At 62.5% G+C, this 7,228-nt stretch carries 6 protein-coding genes and 1 riboswitch; of the genes, 3 read left to right on the top strand and 3 right to left on the bottom strand.

All coding sequences use genetic code 11. From position 1 onward, the window contains the following. Nucleotides 1-566 precede the first annotated feature (566 nt). On the top strand, nt 567-1,058 hold the full coding sequence (locus ACLHZ1_RS14035; protein WP_427262588.1) for an RNA recognition motif domain-containing protein: 492 nt from the start codon (nt 567-569) through the stop codon (nt 1,056-1,058). A gap of 4 nt (nt 1,059-1,062) precedes the next feature. On the opposite strand, the gene murI is transcribed toward ACLHZ1_RS14035, so the two are convergent. Further along, nucleotides 1,063-1,854, bottom strand: coding sequence for a glutamate racemase (murI, locus tag ACLHZ1_RS14030; protein WP_427262587.1), 792 nt, complete (start codon nt 1,852-1,854; stop codon nt 1,063-1,065). 106 nt (nt 1,855-1,960) lie between these two features. After that, the gene (locus ACLHZ1_RS14025) at nt 1,961-3,796 is read right to left on the bottom strand and encodes a TonB-dependent receptor domain-containing protein (RefSeq protein WP_427262586.1); all 1,836 of its coding nucleotides are present in this window, start codon (nt 3,794-3,796) and stop codon (nt 1,961-1,963) included. A 52-nt stretch (nt 3,797-3,848) separates the two neighbouring features. After that, nucleotides 3,849-4,026, bottom strand: a riboswitch (cobalamin riboswitch). 209 nt (nt 4,027-4,235) lie between these two features. Between ACLHZ1_RS14025 and purE the strand changes: the two genes are divergently transcribed. Then, nucleotides 4,236-4,745, top strand: a complete 510-nt coding sequence (gene purE, locus ACLHZ1_RS14020; RefSeq protein WP_025325239.1) for a 5-(carboxyamino)imidazole ribonucleotide mutase — start codon at nt 4,236-4,238, stop codon at nt 4,743-4,745. After that, the gene (locus tag ACLHZ1_RS14015; RefSeq protein ID WP_283942204.1) at nt 4,742-5,866 is read left to right on the top strand and encodes a 5-(carboxyamino)imidazole ribonucleotide synthase; all 1,125 of its coding nucleotides are present in this window, start codon (nt 4,742-4,744) and stop codon (nt 5,864-5,866) included. Before purE ends, ACLHZ1_RS14015 begins: the two co-directional genes overlap by 4 nt. A gap of 71 nt (nt 5,867-5,937) precedes the next feature. On the opposite strand, the gene ACLHZ1_RS14010 is transcribed toward ACLHZ1_RS14015, so the two are convergent. After that, nucleotides 5,938-7,134 (bottom strand): L-lactate MFS transporter, encoded by a 1,197-nt coding sequence (locus tag ACLHZ1_RS14010; RefSeq protein WP_427262585.1) that lies wholly within the window; start codon nt 7,132-7,134, stop codon nt 5,938-5,940. Between the last annotated feature and the right edge of the window lie 94 nt (nt 7,135-7,228).

Raw genomic sequence — 7,228 nt, 5'->3', positions numbered from 1 at the left:
GTTCGACTTCTTATTGCTAAGAAATCGTCTTGGTCACTTCACCAGACATTGAAAATCAACAAAATTGTTTGATGTTCGATGCTGTGAGTGCCCACACAGATTGCTTGATTCAAATTGTTAAAGAGCGTCACGCTTGTCGCGTTGAGGAGGCGCATATTACGCTCCTCACTTCGAAAGTCAAGCGATTGTTTTCGCTTTTCTTTCGGCGCCCACCTCATCAAGAGGCTAGCTCATCAGTTCGGCGTGTTCCGCCGTGCTGGTAGGGGCGCATTATAGGGATGGCGCGCGGCCAGGCAAGAGATTTTTTGAAGAAAATCACATAAATGGCAGCACATTCAATTAGAGACAGCTTACCCAAAACATATATACAGGTTTATCCACAGAAGCGTGATTTATGCCCCGTTTAGCGACCATTAAAGTAGGCAGGAGGCCGCGAGTGGCATCATACTTGAGCGGAAATATCTGTACCGAGTGGCCGTGGTGGCGTCATCCAGGAAAGCTGGTTACCATGGTGGTGAATATAGTGTTGCACCTTTTTTGCTTTCATTTACAAAAGGTCTTTAAAGATGAATTTATCCAAGTTTCCCGTTTATATGCAGGCTGCGGTGCTGGCCCTGATATTGGCATTGATTGGTTATCTGGTTGCCCAAGCGCTGCAGTTCTCTTTGAAAGCCGAGGTGATCTTCGCCGTCGGCTTGGCGATTGGTGGCTTCATAGTTCCCCTGTGCCTGAAGAAGGCCCCCGCAACCGTGGCGGCCAACGGCGCCCCGCAAGAGACGTGCACCTTATATGTAGGCAACCTGCCTTATCGTGCCAACGAGATCGCCGTGCGCGAACTGTTTGCCGAGCAGGGCCAGGTGATCTCTGTGCGTTTGATGAAGGACAAGGCGACTGGCAAGCGCCGGGGATTTGGTTTTGTCGAGATGCCTGCCGCCGATGCGGCCAAGGCCATCGCCGCGCTCAATGACAAGGAGTATCAGCAGCGCACCCTCAAGGTCCGTGAGGCCAATGACAAGCGAGACAAGGAAGAGACCGAGACGAACGACGTCGACGCCTGATCGCTCAGCCCATCACCTCGGTTAAGGTAGACAGCCCCCAAGCTTGCAAGGGGGCTGTCAGTTTTTTGGCCTCCTCATCCAGCCGGGTGCAGTAGGCATGGGCCTGGGGAATCCCGACACTCTCTGTCATGTCGTGGCTGGCCAGCAGATGGGACACCCGCTTGGCGACCGCCGCCCCCGAGTCCACCAGCCGGCAGCCGGGCATGAGGCGCTGGATCTCGCTATCGAGCAGGGGAAAGTGGGTGCAGCCCAGCACCAGGGTATCCGGACGCTCCTCCCCCGTCAGCCAGTCCGCCAGCACAGCTTGCAGCAGCGCCATATCGACCGCCTTCCCCGCCAGTTTCTGCTCGGCCTCTACGACGAGTTCAGTGGTGCCCTTGAGCAGCACCCGCTTGCCGGGCGCGAACTGGGCGATCAGTTCATGGGTATAGGGACGGGCCACAGTGCCCGGTGTGGCCAGCAGGCCGATGCAGCCGTTGCGGGTCAGGGCAGCGGCGGGCTTGATGGCGGGTACCACCCCCACCACCGGGATTGAGAGCGCGCCGCGCAGCGCCGGCAGGGCCAGGGTGCTGGCGGTGTTGCAGGCGATCACCACCAGATCGATGGCATGCTCGGCCACCATACGGCTCACCAGGCCGACACAGGCCTGGATCAGGGCAGGTTCGCTCAGCTCACCGTAGGGGAAGTTGGCGTTGTCGAAGCAGTAATAGTAGTTATGGTTCGGCAGTGACTGACGGATCTCGCGATAGACGCTCAGCCCTCCCATACCAGAATCGAACACCAGAATATTAGCCACCTGCACCCCCTCACGCTGCGAGGGGGGGATCATACTCCCGCCCCCCGCCAATAGAAAAGGCCCTGCTCATGGCAGGGCCTGTTTTTCGCGAGCGGTTGCCTCGGGATCAGAACTTGTAGTCTGCCGTCAGGCGGAACTCAGTGCCCGGCCCCGGATAATCGACCGCGGACTCGTACTGCTTGTCCAACAGGTTGTCGATGCGGCCACCCAGGGTCAGCTGGGGCGTCGCCACATAGGTGGCTCCCAGGTTCAGCAGGGTGTAAGAGCCCAGCTCGACCCGCTCGGCCGGCCAGCTGCTGAAATCCTTGTCGTCACGCTTGCCGGTATAGATGAGCTCGCTCGACCAGTTGACCGGGCCAGTCTGCACCTGTGCCAGCCAGCCAGCCTTGTGCTTGGCACGACGCACCAGCTGACGGTCGTCGTCGTTCTTGTCCTTGGCACGGGTATAGTCGTAGCTGAACTCGTGATGGACCGGGCCAGTTTCCAGCCCCAGCGCCACTTCCACGCCGCGGATATCGGCATCCGTGTTGTCCGGTTTGCAACTGGAAGAGGCGCTCTGGCAGGCGATCAGGTTCTGGATCTGGTTGCGATACAGGTTCAGCGACCAGTCCCAGCCGGTGTAACGGCCGGAGAAGTCCAGCTCCAGGTTCTTGCTCTCTTCCGGTTTCAGGTCCGGATTCTCATAGCCCGGATAGTAGAGTTCGAGGAAGGTCGGTGCCTTGAAGGCGGTGCCATAGCTCAGTCGCACATTGTGGCTGTCATCTATGTCCAGGCCGGTGGCCGCAGACCAGGTGTTGTGACGCCCGTACTGTTCGTTGTCATCGGTGCGACCGGACAGCTCCATCAGCAGGGCCTGCCAGCGATAGCTGCCGACGGCAAACAACCCCTTGTTGTCCCGATCCGGGGCATCATAGGCCTGGCCGCTGGCCCGGGAGTCCGACTTCAGCTGTTCCCGCTGCCAGTCGGCACCGCCGGTCAGGGTCAGTCCCTCGACGCCACTCCAGCTGCTCAACCAGGAGAAGCGGGTCAGCCCGGTATGAATGGGGCTGGCAGAAGATTCGCCCTGGCTCTCCAGCCAGTTCTTCAGCTTGTTCTCGCCATAGCTGGCCTCGAGCCTGCTGTTGAAATGTTCGGCCTGATACTTGACGGCGCCATCATACTGAAACGCCTGCACCCGGCTCTGATCAGAGCCCAGATAGGGATCGTCCATCTCGGTCTGGTTGTCATAACCCTGGGCGTTGATGTCGGCGCTCCAGGCCTGATTGAAGGCGTGGTTGAAGCCCAGCTGACCATTGAGGCTGTCGAAGCCATCCCGATCCGGCTGATTGGCCGCGGCCACCACGTCGTAACCGTCGGTGCGCTCGTAGCCGATCATCATATTGGCGTCCGTGCCGGCCCCCAGCGCCTGCACGCTGCGCAGCTGCCCCTGGCCATAACCATGGCTGCCCACCCCACCCTTCAGGTGAGTCTCGCTGCCATGTTTGGCGGAGGTCTGGGTGATCAGGTTGATGACGCCACCTATGGCATCGGAGCCATACACGGCCGCGCGCGGGCCGCGTATGTATTCGATGCGCTCGATATTGCCAAGGGGGATCTGGCTGAGGTCCGGGGCACCGGTCACCATGGCGGCGATGGGACGGCCATTGACCAGCACCAGGGAGTGGTTGGAGTTGGTGCCGCGGATGAAGAGGCTGCTCTGATGGCCACGACCACCCAGGGTGGTGATCTGTACCCCCGGCAGGGTCTTGAGCAGATCCGGCAGGCTCTGCACCTGACGGGCCTCGATCTCGGCGCGCTCGATCACCACGACGGGCGCGAGTACGGCACTGGCGGGCTGTTCGACCCGATTGGCGGTCACCACCATGGTGGGGTTGACGGGGATGGTGGTCTGGGCGAAGGCGGCCGTCGGCAACAGGGCGGCCACCCATAATTTCTTGGACATCACAGATCCTTAAGTTCGCGTAAGTATCTATTCCTTATGCCGGTTTCTCTCGGCGGGAATACGAACTTTGGCAGGTCTTCGGGCTCGGGGGCTGATGGCCTAAGGCGACGGCTTCCCACCTGATGGCAGTGCCCTGATGTCGCTTCGCTCCCCCTTACCGCTGCGCGCCAGCTCCGGATTCTCACCGGATTCCCTTTTAAGCATGATGCGCCAAAGCGGGGGGATTATAGGCAGAGCCAGATTGGATGTATAGCCATCTGGATTGCTGTTATCGTTTTTTCCCAACAGATGGTGCCGAGTGGCACAGATGTGGCCCCACCCCGCTGCCTCCCCCCTGTTGCCGACCATCAGAAGGGGTCAGGGACAAGAAATGTTGAGCCAGATCCCACGGCTTTTTGATAACATGCGGCAAACGTTTGACACCCCCGAGGAAGCCGTAATGACGACCCCCCCAATGATCGGCCTGGTAATGGGCTCCGACTCCGACTGGCCCGTGATGCAAGCCGCCGCCCGCATCCTCAAGGAGCACGGCGTGCCCTATGAGGCGCGCGTCGTCTCCGCCCATCGCACCCCGGATCTCTTGTTCGAATATGCCGCCAGTGCCCGCGAGCGCGGCCTGCGCGCCATCATCGCCGGGGCCGGGGGCGCCGCCCACCTACCGGGCATGCTGGCCGCCAAGACCACCGTTCCGGTACTGGGTGTGCCCATCCCGACCCGTCAGCTCAAGGGGATGGACTCTCTGCTCTCCATCGTGCAGATGCCCAAGGGGGTGCCGGTCGCCACCTTCGCCATCGGCGAGGCGGGTGCCGCCAACGCCGGTCTGTTTGCCGTCTCCCTGCTGTCGGTTGCCCAGGATGGCGACGCCCCTCGTTATCACCAGCAGCTCGACAGTTTCCGCGCCAACGAGCGCGATCGGGTGCTGGCCCTGCAACTGGAGGACCCGGCATGATACTGCCCCCCGCTACCCTCGGCATGCTAGGGGGCGGCCAGCTCGGCCGCTATTTCGTGATGTCGGCCCATCGCCTTGGTTATCAGGTGATAGTGCTGGATCCGGATCCCGCCAGCATCGCCGGCGCCGCGGCCGACGCCCAGATAGTGGCGGCCTATGATGACGCCGAGGCACTGGCCGAGCTGGCTCGTCGCTGTGATGCCGTCACCTGCGAGTTCGAAAACGTACCGGCAGCCTCCCTGGCCCTGCTGGAACAGCACCTGCCGGTACGCCCTGCGGCCAGTGCCGTGCGTGTCTGTCAGGATCGCCGGGAAGAGAAAGCCTTCCTGACCCGCGCCGGGGTGCCGGTCGCCCCGAACCTGACCCTGTTGCCGGGTGAGCCGCTGCCGGCCCTGCCCAGCGACCTCTTCCCCGCCATTCTCAAGACGGCCCGCGAAGGCTATGACGGCAAGGGACAGTGGACTATCCACAATGCGGGCGAATTGCCAGCGGCCCTGGCCGCCAGCGGCGTGCCCTGCGTGCTGGAGAAGCGCCTGCCGCTGGAAGGGGAGTTTGCCCTCACCCTGGCCCGCAGCCCGAGCGGTGCCATCAGCGCCCTGCCCCTGGTGCAGAACTGGCACAGCGGCGGCATCCTGGATCAGACCCGCTCCCCGGCCAATGTGCCCGCACTGGAGGCGGAAGCCCAGCGTATCGCCGAGCACATCATCGCCGCCCTCGACTATGTGGGCGTGCTGACGGTGGAGTTCTTCCTGGTCGGCGGCGCGCTGCTGGTCAACGAGATGGCGCCCCGTCCTCACAACTCGGGCCACCCCAGCATCGACAACGCCGGTTGCAGTCAGTTCGAGCTGCAGGTGCGCGCCCTGTGCGATCTGCCCCTGCCGGCCCAGGCTGAAGTTCAACCCGCCATCCTGCTCAACCTGCTCGGTGATCTGTGGCAAGACGGCACGCCGGACTGGGCCGGCGCCCTGGCCCTGCCCGGCGTGCACCTGCACCTCTATGGCAAGGGCGACGCCCGCCCCGGACGCAAGATGGGCCATGTCACCGTCACCGGCCGCGACTGGCCGACGGTCGAGGCTACCGCCAGCCGGCTGCGCACCCTGCTGGGACTGCCGCCGCGCTAAGCGTCGCTGGTACCAACGAAAAGACCCGGGCCAAGGCCCGGGTCTTCTTTTTTACCGCAGTGGGGACCAGGTCAGCCCCGATCCGCCGCCACCGCAACGGGGGCCGGCAGCCGTATGGTGAGAGAGAGCACCAGGGCCACCACCAGCAACACCAGAATGAGGTTGAAGGTCGCCATGAAGCCGCCAAACAGGGAAGCCACGATAGAGCCTATGATGCTGCCCAGACCGAAGCCCAGATAGATGACGCCGTAGTTCTTGGTCAGGTTGTTGAGGCCGAAGAAGTCGCTCACCAGGGAGGGGTAGACGGTGATGGTGCCGCCGAAGCTGAAGGCCACGCAGGCCACCGCCACGAAGAAGAGGTTGGCGTTGAGGGGCACGAACAGCAGCAGCACCATGCCTGCGAGGGTGATCAGCTGGGCGATGGTGATGACCCGGATGCGGGACATCTTGTCGGAGAGGATACCCAGCACCAGACGGCCACCCAGGTTGGCCATGGCGATGATGGCGACGGCGTTGGCGGCGACCACGGCCGGCAGGCCCACCATCTTTTCGCCTATGTCCTTGGCCACGCCGATGACATAGAGACCGCTCATGCAGGCGGTGAGGAACATCAGCGCCAGCATCCAGTACTGGGGCTTGCGCATGGCCTCGGCCAGGGTGAAGTCGCGGCTCTCGCGCTGCTGCACGGAAGCGGTCTGCTGGGGCGCATCCTTCATCAGCATGCCGCCCACCAGCACCATGGACATGGCGATCAGCCCCCACAGCTGGAAGGTCGCCTCCAGGCCGTTGCTGGAGAGCAGCAGCAGGTTGATGTACTTGAAGCCGAGGCTGCCGAGGCCATAGGCGCCGATGGAGCAGGCGGAGATGAGCCCCTTGCGCTCCGGGAACCACTTCACGCAGTTGGAGAGGGTCATCAGGTAGCCGGTACCGTCGGCGAAGCCCACCAGTATGCCGGCGCAGAGGTAGAGCATGGCCAGATTGCTGGCGTGGGCGGTGAGGAAGAAGCCGATGCCGAGCAGCACCCCGGCCCCCAGGGTGACGTTGCGCACCCCGAACCGCTCCTGCAGCTTGCCCGCCAGGGAGGAAGCCACCGCCAGGGAGAGGCTGAGCAGGCCGAAGGCGAAGGCGACCTGGCTCACCGGCTCGTCCAGCTTGTCGGAGAGCTGGGCGTTGAACAGGCTCCAGGTGTAAACGGATCCCAGTGCAAACTGGGTGATGATGGTCCCCAACAGGGTGAGGTAGCGGGTGCGATTCAGCTCTCTGGTCATGATGCGTCTCGGTCGATGGCCTTAAGGAAACTGGGGCCACTATAGGCAAGACGCCGCTCCCGCCGACCGATTAAGGCATGAAATGCAGATCGGC

The organism is Aeromonas sobria (genome assembly GCF_050266975.1).
GTDB lineage: Bacteria > Pseudomonadota > Gammaproteobacteria > Enterobacterales > Aeromonadaceae > Aeromonas > Aeromonas sobria_B.
This window is presented reverse-complemented; position numbering and strand designations above follow the sequence as displayed.

What these genes read in the sequence shown, in the direction of transcription:
- ACLHZ1_RS14035 (WP_427262588.1), top strand. Translation starts at nt 567, where the DNA reads ATGAATTTATCCAAGTTTCCCGTTTATATGCAGGCTGCGGTGCTGGCC.
- ACLHZ1_RS14025 (WP_427262586.1), bottom strand. Translation starts at nt 3,796, where the DNA reads ATGTCCAAGAAATTATGGGTGGCCGCCCTGTTGCCGACGGCCGCCTTC.
- purE (WP_025325239.1), top strand. Translation starts at nt 4,236, where the DNA reads ATGACGACCCCCCCAATGATCGGCCTGGTAATGGGCTCCGACTCCGAC.
- ACLHZ1_RS14015 (WP_283942204.1), top strand. Translation starts at nt 4,742, where the DNA reads ATGATACTGCCCCCCGCTACCCTCGGCATGCTAGGGGGCGGCCAGCTC.
- ACLHZ1_RS14010 (WP_427262585.1), bottom strand. Translation starts at nt 7,134, where the DNA reads ATGACCAGAGAGCTGAATCGCACCCGCTACCTCACCCTGTTGGGGACC.